The sequence below is a fragment of the Shimia sp. genome, assembly GCF_041624275.1.
Taxonomy (GTDB): domain Bacteria; phylum Pseudomonadota; class Alphaproteobacteria; order Rhodobacterales; family Rhodobacteraceae; genus Shimia.
In genome coordinates, this window is sequence record NZ_JBFJVE010000056.1 from 1 (window position 1) to 14,693 (window position 14,693).

General features: G+C 67.7%; 10 protein-coding genes and 1 tRNA gene. 5 read left to right on the forward strand and 6 right to left on the reverse strand.

The genetic code is table 11. The annotated features are described in order from the left end of the window. On the reverse strand, positions 1–4,888 hold a 4,888-nt coding region (locus ABZD10_RS06320; protein WP_372885296.1), incomplete at its 3' end, for a beta strand repeat-containing protein. Positions 4,889–5,429: 541 nt separating this feature from the next. Here ABZD10_RS06320 and ABZD10_RS06325 point away from each other — a divergent pair. Continuing rightward, on the forward strand, positions 5,430–6,413 hold the full coding sequence (locus ABZD10_RS06325) for a phosphotransferase family protein (RefSeq protein WP_372885297.1): 984 nt from the start codon (positions 5,430–5,432) through the stop codon (positions 6,411–6,413). A gap of 72 nt (positions 6,414–6,485) precedes the next feature. On the opposite strand, the gene ABZD10_RS06330 is transcribed toward ABZD10_RS06325, so the two are convergent. Next, a tRNA-Ser gene (locus tag ABZD10_RS06330) sits at positions 6,486–6,575 on the reverse strand. Positions 6,576–6,911: 336 nt separating this feature from the next. Between ABZD10_RS06330 and ABZD10_RS06335 the strand changes: the two genes are divergently transcribed. Both ABZD10_RS06335 and glpK read left to right on the forward strand, forming a co-directional pair. Next, entirely contained in the window at positions 6,912–8,798 is a 1,887-nt protein-coding gene (locus ABZD10_RS06335) for an acyl-CoA synthetase (RefSeq protein ID WP_372885298.1), read from the forward strand. 141 nt (positions 8,799–8,939) lie between these two features. Then, the gene (gene glpK, locus ABZD10_RS06340; protein ID WP_372885299.1) at positions 8,940–10,433 is read left to right on the forward strand and encodes a glycerol kinase GlpK; all 1,494 of its coding nucleotides are present in this window, start codon (positions 8,940–8,942) and stop codon (positions 10,431–10,433) included. A 14-nt stretch (positions 10,434–10,447) separates the two neighbouring features. Here glpK and ABZD10_RS06345 read toward each other — a convergent pair whose 3' ends face one another. Further along, positions 10,448–11,578, reverse strand: coding sequence for a glycerate kinase (locus ABZD10_RS06345; protein ID WP_372885300.1), 1,131 nt, complete (start codon positions 11,576–11,578; stop codon positions 10,448–10,450). A 138-nt stretch (positions 11,579–11,716) separates the two neighbouring features. Here ABZD10_RS06345 and ABZD10_RS06350 point away from each other — a divergent pair, with 138 nt between their 5' ends. After that, complete coding sequence (locus ABZD10_RS06350; protein WP_372885301.1) at positions 11,717–12,235, forward strand: alkylphosphonate utilization protein; 519 nt, start codon at positions 11,717–11,719, stop codon at positions 12,233–12,235. A 21-nt stretch (positions 12,236–12,256) separates the two neighbouring features. Here the strand turns inward: ABZD10_RS06350 and dtd are convergent, their stop codons facing one another. Together dtd and ABZD10_RS06360 are read right to left on the reverse strand one after the other, a co-directional pair. Next, positions 12,257–12,694: a D-aminoacyl-tRNA deacylase gene (gene dtd, locus ABZD10_RS06355; RefSeq protein ID WP_372885302.1), complete on the reverse strand. Its 438-nt coding sequence runs from the start codon at positions 12,692–12,694 to the stop codon at positions 12,257–12,259. Beyond that, the gene (locus ABZD10_RS06360; protein WP_372885303.1) at positions 12,682–13,599 is read right to left on the reverse strand and encodes a carbohydrate kinase; all 918 of its coding nucleotides are present in this window, start codon (positions 13,597–13,599) and stop codon (positions 12,682–12,684) included. Before ABZD10_RS06360 ends, dtd begins: the two co-directional genes overlap by 13 nt. Positions 13,600–13,709: 110 nt before the next feature. Between ABZD10_RS06360 and ABZD10_RS06365 the strand changes: the two genes are divergently transcribed. Then, entirely contained in the window at positions 13,710–14,126 is a 417-nt protein-coding gene (locus ABZD10_RS06365) for an Hsp20/alpha crystallin family protein (protein WP_372885304.1), read from the forward strand. A gap of 46 nt (positions 14,127–14,172) precedes the next feature. On the opposite strand, the gene ABZD10_RS06370 is transcribed toward ABZD10_RS06365, so the two are convergent. Further along, positions 14,173–14,667, reverse strand: coding sequence for a PaaI family thioesterase (locus ABZD10_RS06370; protein ID WP_372885305.1), 495 nt, complete (start codon positions 14,665–14,667; stop codon positions 14,173–14,175). Between the last annotated feature and the right edge of the window lie 26 nt (positions 14,668–14,693).

Consider the following 14,693-nt stretch of genomic DNA (forward strand, 5'->3'; position numbering starts at 1 on the left):
CGGTGCCGCCGATCATGGTGTCGCCGCCGTTGCCGCCATTGAGCGTGCCGCCGCCGTCGCCGCCATCCATCAGGTCGTCGCCGTCGCCGCCCTGAAGGTTGTCATAGCCGGCGCCGCCATTCATGACGTCGTCGCCATCCTCGCCGTAGAGATAGTCGTTGCCGTTATTGCCCAGCAGCACGTCGTCGCCGGCCTCGCCATAAAGCCAGTCATTGCCGTCGCCGCCGTCCATGATGTCCGAGCCCGGCAGGCCATAGAGATAGTCGTTGCCGCCGAGGCCGAGCATCAGGTCGCCCTGGATGGTGCCATAAAGGGTCTCGCCGGCGTCGGTGCCCTCGATCAGGGCGCCGTCGAGGACCGAGAGGGTGAAGGTCGTGGTCGCGCTTTGTCCGTCATCCTCGGTCGCCGTCACCAGAAGGTTGTAAAGGCCGATATCGGTGGCCTGCGGGGCGTCGGCGGCAAAGCTCAGGGTGTTGGTCGTGTCGTCGAAGACCAGCCACGCCGGCAGGGCCGAGCCGTCGGCAAGGGTCACATCATAGGTGATCGGGCCGCCTTCGTCGTGGTCGGTGAACAGGTCGGCGGGCAGCTGATAGCTGAAATCCGTGTCGCTGAACCCGGCCTGGGCCGAGGTGGTTCCGGTCAGCACCGGCGGATCGTCGACCCCCGACACGCTGAGCGTCACCGTCGCGGTGTCGAAGGTGCCGTTGCCGTCGGAGATCGTATAGGTGAAACTGTCGGTCATGACCTCGCCCTGGGCCATGCCGTCGAGCGTCGCCGAGCCGGTCGGATCGTAATCGACCGATCCGTCCGGGTTCAGCGTCACCGTGGCCCCGAGGGTGCTGGTCGCCGAGACCGAGGTGATGGCGAAAGCATCGCCGTCGGGGTCGGAATCATTGCCCAGAAGATCGGCCTCGGCGATGGTGTGGGCGGTGTTCTCGTCGGTCAGGGCGGTGGCCGCCGTGCTGCCGCCAAGGTCGTCGTCGACCGCCGTCGGGCCCTGGTTGCCGCTGATGCCCTCGATCACGAGGGTCGCGGTATTGGCGGTCGCGGCACTGCCGTCGCTGACGTCATAGGACACGGTCAGGGTGGCGCTTTCGCCGCTGTTCAGCGTCTCGAACAGGGCGGGGTCGATGCTGATCGTGCCATCGCCGTTGTCGGTGAAGCCCACCGCATTGCCGAGATCGTCGCTGACCGAGATATTCGCCGCCGAGATCACATCGCCGATGTCGATATCGCTTTGCCCGGCCAGCAGGTCGATGGTCTGCACCGCCGCGTCCTCGAGCACCGAACCGGCGTCGATGGCGCTGACCACCGGCGCGTCATTGGTGCCGGTGACGGTGATCGTCACCGATTCGTTCGCCGTGCCGCCATTGCCGTCCGAGGCGGTGTAGTTGATCGAGAAACTGTCGCTGTCGCCGTCGGCAAGATCGTCGAAATTGCCCAGCGGGTCGAAGTCCAGATCGCCGTTGTCCCACAGCGTCAGCTGACCGGTGCGCCCGTCGGTGGTGGTCACGAAGACCGTGGTCGAGCCGCTGAAGGGGGTGCCGGTCAGGGCGGTCACGCTCAGGGAATCGCCGTCGACATCGCTGTCATTGGCCAGCACGTTGATGCTGCCGGCCGTGTCCTGGTCGGTGTCGAGCGTGTCGGCGGTGGTCTGCGGCGCGTCGTTGCGCCCCTCGACCACCAGGGTTGCGGTGCTCGGCACCGGCTCGGGCGTGGCCTCGAGGTCGACGCCGCCGATCACCGGGTTGGTGAAACTGCCGGACTGGTCGACGCCGCTGATGGTGAAGGTATGGGTCGCATCACCGCAGTCGTCGCCTGTCACCGGCACCGTGACCACGAGGGTCAGCGGACCGCCGGTCGATGCATCGCCGAAACTGTCGCCGTAGACCACATATTGCGCGCCGCTGCCGGAGGTGCCGGTGGTCTCGCTGCCCGAATAGCCTTCGAGCTCGATGTTGGACTGGTCGACGGGGGTGGCGACACCGTCCTCCATGGCATAGGCCGACACGCCGAGGCCGGTGCTGTTGCCATCGACAAGGACCGAGCTGCCATTGGTCACGCCGGCGGCGGCCAGCGCGTCTTCATGGGTGATGATCGCGCCGCCGCGCTTGACGCGGATCAGATCGCCGGTGTCGCTGTCGGCGATGAAGAAGGTGCCGGCATTGTCCAGCGTCTCGCCGCCGGCGCTGCCGGAAAAGGCGCGGTCTTCCTCGATCACGTCATAGGTGACGGTCAGGGTCTCGCTTTCGCCCACCGCGAGGTCATTGAACTGCGCCGGGTCGATCACCAGATCGCCGGTCGAAGGATCGACCGTGTAGCTGACCGTGCGCCCGGCATTGTCCGAGCCGACGGTGACATTGGCGACGCCGAGATTGTCGCCCTCGGCATCGCTGGCATTGTCCAGAAGCCCGAGCGTCACCGGCGCCGCGTCTTCATGGGTGGTGCCGCCATCGACGGGGCCGCTGACCTCGGGGGCGTCATTGACCCCTTCGACCGTGATGCTGGCCGAGGTCGCAACCACCCCGCCATTGCCGTCGACCACGTTGTAATCGACCGTCAGGGTCAGCGCTTCGTCGCAGCCGAGATCGTCGAACTGCGCCGGGTCGACCTCGAAGGCGCCGGTTTCAGTGTCCACGGAGTAGGTCACGCTGCGCCCGTCAGAGGCGGTGACCACGACCGCGGCAACGTCAAGATCGTCGCTGGCATCGACGTCGCTGGCATGGGCCAGCAGGTCGAGCGCCAGCGGCGCGGCATCCTCGTTGGTGGTGGCCGCGATCAGCGCCGAAACCACCGGCGTGTCGTTCGTGCCATGGATCGTGATGGTCGCCGACTGGGGCGTTGCGGCGCCCTGGACGTCGACGATCTCGTAGGTCACGGTGATGACCTGGCTTTCGCCCACCGCCAGAGACTGGAAGGCGGCGTCGGCCGGATCGACCTCGAGCGCGGTGCCGGCCAGGGTCACCCCGGCGATCAGCCCCGAGACATTCTGCACGTCGAGCGTCGCGGTTTCGCCGTTGTCGGCATCCGAGGCGCCGGCCAGAAGGTCGATGGCAAAGGCGGCATCGTCCTCGTTGGCCTCCGCGTCCAGCGCCGCCGCGACGGTCGGCGCGTCATTGGTGCCCGTCACCGTGACCACCACCTCGTTGACGGCGCTCGCGCCATGGTTGTCGGTGGCGGTGATCTCGATCACCACGTCGCGGGTCTCGCCCGTCGCGAGGTCCTGAAAGTCGCTGCCCGGATCGAAGGTCAGCGTGGTGCCGACGATCGAGGCGCCGCCTTCGGACGGGGTGCCCGTCACCGCATAGGTCAGGCTGGCGCCGTCATCATCGCTGTCCACATCGCCGCCAAGCGCCGACAGGTCCACATCCACCGCAGGCCCGTCCTCGGCCGCATCGGCACTGCCCGCCGCAAGGGTGGGCGCGTCATTGGTGCCGGTGACGGTGATCGTCACCGTGGCCTGCGAGACGTCGCCATCGGCGTCCTCGACCTCGTAGACGAAGCTGACATCGCGGGTCTCGCCCTCGGCGAGGTCTTCGAAGGCGCCGTCGGGATCGAAGGAGAAACTGCCGTCGGGGGCACCGGACGTGCCCTCGTTGAAGACCAGAATCCCTTCGGAGACGCCGGAGACCAGACGCACCTCTTTGGCCAGATCCGGCACATCGTCATTGTCCAGCACCGAGGCGAAAAGCGTGGCGCCGTCGTCTTCGTCGACCGCGGCGCTGTCGTCGATGGCCGTCGCGGCCTCGTCCGCCGGGTCGAGCACGACCCCGTCGACGATGATGCCGAGCTCTTCGAATTCGCGCACGTCAAGGTCGAAGGCGGTGAACTCGAAGGTGTTGCTGTTGGCCTCGCCGGTGACCGGGTCGGTGTTGTCGGCGAGGAACTGAAGGTAATTGGCGATGTCGGTCTGGACCTCGGGGCTGAACCATTCTTCCGAGGTCAGCTCCAGCGTCAGCCTGTCGATGCCGTCGCCACCGGCGTATTTGTCCGAGGCGCCGCTGTTTTCAAGCGCGTTGTGATGCACTTCGTCATCGCCGCCCCCGGCGAAGATGAAGTCGTTTCCGGCGCCGCCGTCGAGGTAGTCGTCGAACCCGCTGTCGCCCGAGCCTGAGCCCGAACCGCTGCCCGAAGCCTTGCCCGAGCCGCTGCCCGAGCCCTTGCCAGAGCCGCTGCCCGAGCCCTTACCCGACCCGCTGCCCGAACCTCCGCCCAGACCCGCATTCCACAGCCCGAGGGCGTCGCCGCCCGAGCCCGAGCCCGAACCGCTGCCGCGCGATCCGCCGTCATCGCCGAACAGCACGTCGTCGCCTTCGCCGCCAAGAACGGTGTCCTCGCCTTGGCCGCCGACGATCCAGTCATTGCCGGTGCCGCCATCCAGATAGTCGTTGAAATCGATCGCGCCGGAGCCCGAACCGCCGCCCGAGCCGCTGCCGTCGCCATAGATCAGGTCGTCGCCTTCGCCGCCGAGGATAGTGTCATTGCCATGGCCGCCCTGCAACATGTCGTCGCCCGCGCCGCCGGAAAGCGCATCATTGCCCTTGTCGCCCTTGAGCTTGTCGTCGCCTTCGCCGCCGCCCAGCACATCATCGCCGTCGCCGCCCTTGAGGTCGTCGTCGCCGGCGCCGCCATCCAGCAGATCATCGCCGTCGCCGCCCTTCAGCTTGTCTTCGTCCGCCCCGCCCAAGAGCGTGTCGTTGCCGTCACCGCCCTTGAGGTCGTCGCGGCCGTTGCCGCCATCAAGCAGGTCATCACCGTCGCCGCCGTCGAGCTTGTCCTTGCCGTCGAGGCCGAGCAGGGTGTCGTCTCCGTCGCGCCCGTCGATCTTGTCGTTCTTGCTGCTGCCAGAAATGCTGTCGTCGCCGTTCGAGCCGGAGTATTTAGCCATTGTTCCATCCCTTTGATGCCCCGAAGACCGCGTGGGAAATCGGAGGCTTAATTTTGCTCTTGAGCCCGGACTCTCGGGCCTATCAATTTGAAAGAAATGCACTCGTTACCCGGCAGGAATTGGGGTGCCGATCTTACGACGCTCTCACACCGGCTTACGTTGAGTCAATGAAATGCTTTTTAAGCGCCTGAAAAGGAAGGGTTTTTACAAAGCTTTCAAGCAAAGATGCGGCGAATACACCCTTTTAAAACAGATATTTACCACATTCAGCATCTCGTCCGGGCGGGTCTTTGGCCGGCGGGCCGTCACGGGGCGTCCGGCCGCCCCGCACAGGCGGATTCGCCACCGATTGGGCGGCAATGGGGAACAATCCGCAAGAAAGGACTCGATTGTTGCCGGGCAATTTTTGCGCCCGGCGGCGCCGGCAGGCGACGATTCGAATGGCGGATCGCACCGCTGCCTGGCGCAATGACTGGACCCGGCGGCCGAAGCCGGACAGTATCGGGCACAACGGGGTCGCGACGGCGGCGGGAGGGAACGATTGCAGCAGCGAAATCTAGCCGAGCCGGAAGTCGTCGCGCTGTGCCGCAAGACATGGGGGCGGGCGCCCGAGGCCATCGACTATCCGGGTGGGCGCGACCGCAAGACGCTGGTGGTGCAGGTCGAGGGCCGCAAATACGTTCTGTCGCAGCGGTCCAGTGCGGCGCGGGCCGGGCTCGAGGCCGAAGCGCTGCGCGCCCTTGCGCCAGCCGGCACGGTACCGGGGCTGGTCGCGCAGGAGGGGCGGCTGGTGATCCAGACCTGGGTTGCGGGCCGGCGGCTGACCGAGGCGCTGGAAGCGGCGGACCAGGCCGGGCGCGCGGCGCTGCTGACCGCCGCCGGCGAGGGGCTGCTCGACCTGCAGCAGCGGGGCGCTTCGGCGGGGCTGCTCGGGCTGGCCCCGGGCATCGCGGAGCGGCCCGGCTGGCTGCTGGATTTCGCTTCGGCCCCGATGCGGCTGGCCGAAGATCGCGGCCTGCCGCAGCCCGGTTTCGATCATTGGGCGGTGGCCGATCGGCTGCGCCGCCGCCACGCCGCCTTTGTCAAATGGGACGCGCGGCCGGGCAATGCGCTGCTGCTGCCGCCGGAGGCGGTGAGCTGGATCGACTGGGAGCATTGCGGCGTCGGCTCGCCCGAGGATGACCTTGTGTGGCTTCTGGCCGACGAATGGGCGCCGATCTCGCCCGTGGCCGAAGGCCGGCTGCTGGCGCGTGCGGCGCAGCAGGGCCCCTTCGGCGCCGACGAGCTGACCTATCGCTTCCGTGCCAAGGCGATCCTGCATTCGGCGATCCGGCTGTCGCTGATCTTCCGGCGCAAGGGCGACGGCCCGTGGTGGAACCCGCGCAGCGCGATGCGCCTGGACCGGGTCGGGGTCAGCCCGGCCCATGTCCGGCGGCTTTGCCGCCGCGCGGCGGGCTGGAGCGCCGAGACCGAGGGGTTTTCGCAGCTTGTGGCGCTGTTTCAGGCCGTGGCGCGCGCGGTCTGAGCCGTGCCCGACACCCGGCCGCCGCCGTCTTGGGACGGATCCCGACGATCTGGGCGATATTTTGGGGGGATATGGCGGAGACGAAGGGATTCGAACCCTCGAAACGGTTTCCCGTTTACTCCCTTAGCAGGGGAGCGCCTTCGACCACTCGGCCACGTCTCCGCCGACGGGTATATCTTTGCCGGCGACGGAAACACAAGGCCCTTTCTTGCCGCTTCGGGATTTTTTTGACCGGGGCCGGAAGCCCTTGGAAACACGGCGTTTCGGGCCGCGCCGGGGCCTTGTGGCGGGCAAAGGGGCAGCGCGGTGCCACTTGCCGTCGCGGCGGCGGGCAGCCCTTGGCGGCGCCGGCAACCGACGGCGGCCTCTAACGCAACGTCTTTCTTTCGCTTGACCCGGCGTGAGGTCTGGTCAAACGCTTGCGACTTGGTGTTTTTCTCCGCATCGTGCACACTCCAGTTGCGCGTGCACGGAAGGCCAAGGGGAGGAGACCGGCAAATGACGTTTTCGTCAGTGGAAGACCTGAAAAAAATCGAACAGGAAATGCCATGGGAGGAGCGTGACCTCGCGACCACCTTCTACGGGTTCCTGAGCCACACCAAGGACCGTTTCCCCGACCGGCCGGCCGCCAGCTACCAGCTGCTGTCGGGGCCGACCGACAAGGCCGAGACCATGTCCTGGGCCGAGCTGCATGCCAAGTCGGTGCAGGCGGCGAACCTGTTCCGCGACCTCGGCGTCGGCGAGAGCGACTGCGTCGCCTTCGTCATGCCCAATTGCAACGAGACCCTGATCGCCCTGTTCGGCGGCATGATCGCCGGCATCGTCAACCCGATCAACCCGCTTCTGGAGCCCGAGCAGATCGGTGCCATCCTGCGCGAGACCGATGCCAAGGTGGTGGTCACCATCAAGTCCTTCGTCAAGACCGACGTCGCCCAGAAGGTCGCCGAGGCGGTGCGCCACGCGCCGCATGTGCATACGGTGCTCGAGGTCGACCTCAACCGCTACCTGACGCCGCCGAAAAGCTGGATCGTGCCGCTGATCCGGCCCAAGAACCCGACCGGGCATCACGCCGACGTCAAGAATTTCAACCGCGAAATGGCCAAATACCCGACCACGTTGCAGTTCGAGGACAGCGCCGGCGACCGGGTGGGGGCCTATTTCCACACCGGCGGCACCACCGGCATGCCGAAAGTGGCGCAGCACCGCTATTCGGGGATGATCTACAACGGCTGGCTGGGCGATGAGCTGCTGTTCACCGAAGAAGACAGCATCATGTGCCCGCTGCCGCTGTTCCACGTCTTCGCGGTGCATGTCATCATGCAGGCGGCCGTGTCCTCGGGGGCGCATGTGGTGTTCCCGACCCCGGCAGGCTATCGCGGCGACGGGGTGTTCGACAATTTCTGGAAGCTGATCGAGCGCTGGAAGACCACCTTCATCATCACCGTGCCCACCGCCGTCTCGGCGCTGATGCAGAAAGAGGTCGACGCCGATATCTCGACCGTGAAGACCGCTTTTTCCGGTTCGGCGCCGATGCCGCTGGAACTGTTCAAACGCTTTGAAAGCACCTGTGGCGTCGACGTGGTCGAGGGCTACGGGCTGACCGAGGCCACCTGTCTGGTCTCGTGCAACCCGCCGACCGGCAACAAGAAGGTCGGCTCGGTCGGGCTGCCGTTTCCCTATACCGATGTGCGCATCTACACCAACACCCCCGACGGCCCGGTGGAATGCGCCACCGACGAGGTCGGCGAGATCTGCGTGTCGAACCCCGGCGTCTATGCCGGCAACACCTATACCGAGGCCGAGAAGAACGCCGATCTCTTCCATCATGGCAAGTATCTGCGCACCGGCGATCTGGGGCGTATCGACGCCGACGGCTATCTGTGGATCACCGGACGGGCCAAGGATCTGATCATCCGGGGGGGGCACAACATCGACCCGGCCGAGATCGAAGAAGCGCTGCTGGCGCATCACGACGTCGCCTTTGCCGGCGCCATCGGCCAGCCCGACGCCCATGCCGGCGAGGTGCCCTGCGCTTACGTCGAACTGGTCGAGGGCGGCACCGTCACCGCCGAGGAGCTGATGAAACACGCCAAGGTGCATGTGCACGAACGCGCCGCGCAGCCCAAGTATATCGAGGTCATGCCGGAGTTGCCGAAAACCGCCGTCGGCAAGATCTTCAAGCCCGACCTGCGCAAATCGGCGATCACCCGGATCTTCAACGCCGCGCTTGAAAAAGAAGGCGTGCCGGCGCGGGTCACCAGCGTGCTGGACGACAAGAAGCGCGGGCTGGTGGCGCAGATCACCAACAACGGTGATGCCTCGGACGAAGAGGTCGGCAAGGTGCTCGGCGCCTTCACCAACCGCTGGGAATGGGCCGAGGACTGAACCCCGCCCCAGACCATGATCTCAGACCCGGCCCCCGTGGCCGGGTTTCCTGTTTCCGGGGCGGCCGCCGACAGGCAAAAGCGATTGGCCCGGGCCGGGAATCGCGCCACTCTGGGCCGCAGCACCAAGCCGGAGGCCGCCATGACCCATATCCTTGCCATCGATCAGGGCACCACCTCGACACGGGCGCTGCTGTTCGACGCCGGGATGCGCCCCGTGGCCATGGCGCAGCAGGAATTCCCGCAGCATTTCCCGGCCTCGGGCTGGGTCGAGCATGACCCGGGCGACATCTGGAACAGCGTTCTGGCGACCTGCCGCGCGGTGATGGCGCAGGCCGGCATTGGGGCAAAAGCGATCGCCGGCATCGGCATCACCAACCAGCGCGAGACCACGCTGGTCTGGGACCGCCACAGCGGCGCGCCGCTGCACAAGGCGATCGTCTGGCAGGACCGGCGCACCTCAAAGATGTGCCGCGATTTGAAGGCTCAGGGCCACGAGCCGGCGGTGACGGCGGCGACCGGGCTGCTGCTTGATCCCTATTTTTCCGGCACCAAGGTGAAATGGCTGCTGGACAGCGTGGCGGGGGCCCGCGCCCGGGCCGAGGCCGGCGATCTGCTGTTTGGCACAATCGACAGCTATCTGATCTGGAAGCTGACCGGCGGCAGGGCCCATGTCACCGATGCCACCAATGCCGCGCGCACCCTGCTATACGACATCCACCGCGGGCAATGGAGCGCCGAGGTCTGCGCGCTTTTCGATGTGCCGATGGCGATGCTGCCCGAGGTGCGCGACTGCGCCGCCGATTTCGGCAGCACCGATCCGGCGCTGCTGGGCGGCGCGATCCCGATCCTCGGGGTCGCGGGCGACCAGCAGGCGGCGACCATCGGCCAGGCCTGTTTCCGCCCCGGGATGATGAAATCGACCTATGGCACCGGCTGTTTCGCGCTGCTCAATACCGGCGCGCGGCCGGTGGCCTCGAAGAACCGGCTGCTGACCACCATCGCCTATCAGCTTGACGGCACCCCGACCTATGCGCTGGAGGGGGCGATCTTCATTGCCGGGGCGGTGGTGCAATGGCTGCGCGACGGGCTCGGGCTGATCGCGGAGGCGGGCGAGAGCCAGGCGCTGGCAGAGGCGGCCGACCCCGGGCAGGAGCTGATGCTGGTGCCCGCCTTCACCGGGCTCGGGGCGCCCTATTGGGCGCCCGACTGCCGGGGCGCGGTCTATGGGCTGAGCCGCAATTCCGGTCCGGCCGAGTTCGCCCGCGCGGCGCTGGAAAGCGTCGGCTTCCAGACCCGCGATCTGATCGAGGCGATGCGGGCCGACATGAGCGACATCGGGCAGGGGGGCGACACCGTGCTGCGCGTCGACGGCGGGATGAGCGCCAGCGACTGGACGATGCAGTTTCTCAGCGACATCATCGGCGCCCCGGTGGACCGCCCCGAGATCGCCGAGAGCACCGCCACGGGGGCGGCATGGCTGGCCGGCATGCGCGCCGGGATCTACCCGGACATGGAGGGGTTCTCGGACAGTTGGGCGCTGGAGCGCCGCTTTGCGCCGGCGATGCATGCGGCGACCCGCGAGCGCCGCTACGCGGGCTGGAAACGCGCCGTGGCGGCGACGCTGGCGGTCTGATCGCTCCGGGCCGGCTAGGTTTTCAGCGCCACCACCAGATCCATCACGTTGGTGCCGGTGGGCCCCGAGCGGAACAGCGCGCTGCGCGCGTCCAGAAACCGCCCGCTGTCGGCCTGACGCTGAAAGCGCGCCGCCTCGTCGGTCCATGTGGCGCCGTTGACGACACCGCCGGCGGCATCGGTCGGCCCGTCGGTGCCGTCGCTGCCGGCGACCAGCACCGTCAGCCCGTAAAGGCCCGAGATCTCGCGCGCCAATGCCAGCGCCAGCGCCTGATTGCGCCCGCCCTGGCCGGGGTCGGGGGGCAGCTGGATGGTCGGCTCTCCGCCCCAGATATAGAGCCCGGCCGGCGCGGCGCGCAGTTCGGGGCCGAGCCGCGCCGCCAGTTCGTGAACATCGGCATAGAGGGTTTCCTCATTGCCCCTGACCGCCAGCCCCAGCGTCCGGGCCCGCGCCGCGCAGGCCGTGCGGGCGATGCGGTTCGAGGCGACGATATGCGGATCGAAGGAAAAGCGGTGGTTGTCGGGCGCCTGTCCGATGCCCGAGCCGATCACCGACAGGCTGTCGCCCTCGACATCCGAGATCGCCAGCGTGGTCACCCGGGCGCCGGCGAAATGGCCGAGCAGCTTGCCGCCCTTGATCTGCGAGAGCTCGCGGCGGCGCGCGTTCATGGCGTGAATGTCCAGCCCGTCGCCCAGAAGGCGGGCGTTCTCGTGTTGCAGGGCGGCGAGGCTCAGCCCCGGTTCCGGCAGTTCGGCCAGCGACGAGGCGCCGCCCGAGACCAGCATCAGAAGATGCGATTGCGGCGCCATGTGCTGAACCTCTTTCAGGATCTCGACGCCGGCGACCAGGGTGTTCTCGTCGGGCACCGGATGCGCCGCCTCGATCACCCGCACCCGGTCGCGCTGGGCGGCGGGCAGGGGGGTGGCATGGCCGTATTTGGTCACCACCAGCGCCGGGATCGCGGTGCCGTAGACGGCCTGCGCACCCTCGAGCATGGCCGAGGCCGCCTTGCCGACGGCGATGATCCGGTCCGGCGCCGCGATCTGCTGGCGGCGGATCGCCTTTGACACGGCCTCGGCGCCGCGCACCGCGCGCACCCCGTGCCACCAGATGTCCTCGACGGTCTTCACGGCTTCTGCGTCCACCGGCTTCCCTTTCCTGCTTGCCGGGCCACCCTGTCGCAAGCGAAAGGGAAAATCCAGTGCCGGCGCGGCCTTCCATGTGCTGGACGCGACGCGGTTGCGCGGGCATAAGCGGCAGGATCCAAGCGAAGGACCCTGCCGATGCCGACCCCCTGCGCCCTGTGCCGCGCCGATGACACCACCCCCTATGCCGTGGTCCCCAGGCCCGAGGCCATCGCGCTTTGCGCGACCTGTCTTGCCGGCGTGGAGAGCGGCCCCGAGGACGGGCCGCACTGGCAATGCCTGCATGAGGCGATCTGGTCGAGCGAGGCGCCGGTGCAGGTGGTGGCCTGGCGGCTGCTGAAGGGGCTGACCACCGCCCCCTGGGCGCGCGATCTGCTGGAGATCGCCTATCTCGAGCCCGAGGTCATGGACTGGGCCGAGGCCGGCCTGCCCGATGCCGACGCGCCCGAGCACCGCGACAGCAACGGCGCGCTGCTGGCGGCCGGCGACAGCGTGGTGCTGATCAAGGATCTGCCGGTCAAGGGCGCAGGTTTCACCGCCAAACGCGGCACCGCGGTGCGCAACATCGCTCTGGTGCCCGACAACGGCGAACAGATCGAAGGCCGTGTCGAAGGCCAGCGCATCGTCATCCTGACCCGGTTCGTCAAGAAATCCTGAGCGGGATCACGGCCGGGCCGCTCAGACCTCGATCCAGATCGTCACCGGCCCGTCATTCAAGAGCCGCACCTTCATGTCGGCGCCAAAGCGTCCGCGCTGCACCGGCAGGCCTTCGGCTGCCATCCGATCCGCGAAATACTCGTACAGCCGCTGGCCCTCGGCCGGGGGCGCGGCGCTGGAAAATCCCGGACGGTTGCCGCTGCGGGTGTCGGCGGCAAGGGTGAACTGCGACACCACCAGCGCCGCGCCGCCGATGTCGCGCAGCGACAGGTTCATCTTGCCCGCGTCGTCCTGAAAGATGCGGCAGCGGGCGACCTTGGCGGCGAGCTTGTCGGCCTCGGCCGTGGTGTCGCCCTGCATGGCGCAGACCAGCACCAAGAGGCCGGCGCCGATTTCACCGAGGGTCTCGCCCTCGACGGTGACCGAGGCTTCGCTTACCCGTTGAATCAAGGCCCGCATGACAGTTCCTTTTTGGTCGGGGGATTGGCGCCCGCACGGGTCACCGAATAGGTGGCGGCGCGGATGCCGTAGGCCACCGCCCGGGTCAGCGGCGCCGCCCCGGCCCGGGCCAGCGCGGCGGGCTGCAACAGGCCCTGTTCGGCCAGCGAGGCCAGAACCCCGGCGCAGAAGGTGTCGCCGGCACCCACCGTGTCGCGCGCCCGTTGCGGCGCGGTGGGCAGGTGCTGGCTGCCGTGGCGGGAATACAGCGTCGCGCCATTGGCGCCATGGGTGTGCATCACAAGGCTGGCGCGGCCCAGCAACAGCTGCTCGGGCGGGTCGGGGCGCAGCCAGTCGAGATCTTCGTCGGAGAATTTCAGCACGTCGGCCATGGCCATCATGCGGGTCAGCCGCTGGCGGTAGCCCTGCTCCTGATCCTCGATGAGGGCGGGGCGGATATTGGCGTCGAGCAGGATCAGCCGTTCGGGCCCCGCCATCTGCATCAGCGTTTCGAACGTGCCGGCGCCGGGGCGGTGGATCAGGCTGAGCCCGCCGAAGACCAGCGCCCTGACCCCATCAAGCGGCGGCAGCGCGGTGATCGCCAGCGTCCGCCCGGCGCTGTTCTGGTCGTAGAAGGAAAACCCCTGCGTGTCGGCGGCCGGATGCACGAAGGCGAGGGTCGAGGGGGCAGCGACCGGCGTCACATGCGCCAGGTCGACCCCTTCGCGGCGCATCGCCCCGGACAGCTGCGCACCGAAGGCATCGCGTGACAGGCCGCCGAAAAAGCCCGCGCGCTGGCCAAGACGGGCCAGTGCGATGGCGACATTGACCGCCGCGCCGCCGCTCGCCGGGCGGAAGGCGGCGGCGCCCTCGTCGGTGGTCGCCGGCAGCATGTCGATCACGGCTTCGCCGCAGCACAGGATCATCGGGTCTTTCCTTTCCGGCGGCGCCGGTTCTTGCGCCTGCTCAAGGCGGATCGACGGCAAATCTGCGATAATTGCGCCGTGAACACAACCAAGCAACAGGAGGCTTTCCCATGGTTGAACAATCCCGCAGCGGCAATCTCTGGCCGTCTCTTTACGAGCCGTTCCGTCATTTCGGCACCCGGCTTGCCGATTGGTTGTCCCCGGCCTCGGAGGCCTCGGCCGACGATGCGGCCTATCGCATCGCCATCGAACTGCCGGGGGTCAGCGAGGAGGATCTGGAACTGACCGTCGAGGATGGCGTGGTTTCGGTGAAAGGCGAGAAACGCACCGAACGCGAGGAAAAGGGCGACACATGGTATTTCTCGGAGCGCCAGTTCGGTGCCTTCAGCCGGTCGTTCCGGCTGCCGGGTGATGCCGACGAGGGCGCGGTGCGGGCCGACCTGAAGGACGGGGTGCTGACCATCACCGTCGGCAAGCGGGCGCCGCAGGACAGCGCCGCCAAGACGGTGAAGATCACCCGCGGCTGATCTGGCCGGGGCCGGCCCGTGCCGGCCCGTGCCGGCCCGTGCCGCCTCAGGTAACCGGCGCGTTCATCACGATGCAGGTGGTCGAGCCGGTGGCATAGAGCCGCCCGTCCTCGGCGCCGATGATCTCGCCGTCGGCGATGCCGGTCGAACGCCCGGCGTGATGCACGGTGCCGATGGCATGCACCGTGGTGCCGATGGGGATCGGGCGGATGACGTTGATCTTGTATTCCAGCGTGGTGTAGATCTGCCCCGGCTTCAGCTTGGTCTGCACCGCGCAGGCCATGCAGCTGTCGAGCACGGTGCCGTACCAGCCGCCATGGACCGTGCCGAGGGGATTGAGGCAGTTGAACTGCGGCACGCCCTCGAAGATCACCTTTCCGTCCTCGGCCAGGATCGGCCAGTAGTTCAGCGCCTCGGCGATCGGCGGGCCGGAAAACTCGCCGTTGACGACGGCCTGCATGAATTCCAGCCCCGACAGGGGCAGGATGTCCTGCATCTGCGGCAGTTCGCTGAAATCACGGGCGATGCGGCGGGTGGACATGATGCGGCCTCCTGGGGTGTTTGCCC

Bases quoted from the DNA above. Each gene is read 5' to 3' on its own strand.
- ABZD10_RS06335 (WP_372885298.1), top strand. From the start codon at position 6,912: ATGACGTTTTCGTCAGTGGAAGACCTGAAAAAAATCGAACAGGAAATG.
- glpK (WP_372885299.1), top strand. From the start codon at position 8,940: ATGACCCATATCCTTGCCATCGATCAGGGCACCACCTCGACACGGGCG.
- ABZD10_RS06350 (WP_372885301.1), top strand. From the start codon at position 11,717: ATGCCGACCCCCTGCGCCCTGTGCCGCGCCGATGACACCACCCCCTAT.
- dtd (WP_372885302.1), bottom strand. From the start codon at position 12,694: ATGCGGGCCTTGATTCAACGGGTAAGCGAAGCCTCGGTCACCGTCGAG.
- ABZD10_RS06360 (WP_372885303.1), bottom strand. From the start codon at position 13,599: ATGATCCTGTGCTGCGGCGAAGCCGTGATCGACATGCTGCCGGCGACC.
- ABZD10_RS06365 (WP_372885304.1), top strand. From the start codon at position 13,710: ATGGTTGAACAATCCCGCAGCGGCAATCTCTGGCCGTCTCTTTACGAG.
- ABZD10_RS06370 (WP_372885305.1), bottom strand. From the start codon at position 14,667: ATGTCCACCCGCCGCATCGCCCGTGATTTCAGCGAACTGCCGCAGATG.